The 595-nt window shown below is 33.3% G+C and carries 2 tRNA genes; both read left to right on the plus strand.

The features are described from left to right. Positions 1-53 precede the first annotated feature (53 nt). Positions 54-124 (plus strand) — tRNA-Arg (locus ACYVJ0_RS13690). A 41-nt stretch (positions 125-165) separates the two neighbouring features. Then, positions 166-237: transfer RNA gene (locus ACYVJ0_RS13695), tRNA-Gly, on the plus strand. Positions 238-595 lie beyond the last annotated feature (358 nt).

Raw genomic sequence — 595 nt, forward strand, 5'->3', positions numbered from 1 at the left:
CTCCTCGTTCGTAAAAAAAAGTAAAAATAATATAACATAAAAAATGTGGAAGTCGCCTTTCGTATAATGGTCAGTACTACTGTCTTCGAAACAGTCAATATAGGTTCGAATCCTATAGGGCGTTAAAAATATATTATAAGTAGTATAATAATGATAATTTATAAAGCGAGTATAGTATAATTGGTAATACCTTCGCCTTCCAAGCGAATTTTTTCAGTTCGAGTCTGAATACTCGTATAATTAGAATAGATGAAAACAATTAAAATTATAGTGAATTAATAACAGGGATGCTAGTAACTAGTCTATTTATTATTATGATGGCCGTAGCGCTATCTAATACATCTATTAATCCTATTCTACTAACTCGGATGTGTTCACTAGTTCTACTTTACACTGCAGCACTATCATATAATGCTCTAGATCTTCAAGGTATTGGAGAAGGTGTAAGTATTTACAGTGGTCTATTCCAGGTAACATCAGTGTCTCAATCGGCTGACACATTTATCTTTGTTATTGGTGCTATGATTCTTCTACCATGGGCTCCTGTAACAAGTAATCTACAATCACGATCTACAGTATTTACAGCAGTACCAAC

The sequence above is a fragment of the Microbacterium petrolearium genome, from assembly GCF_054782875.1.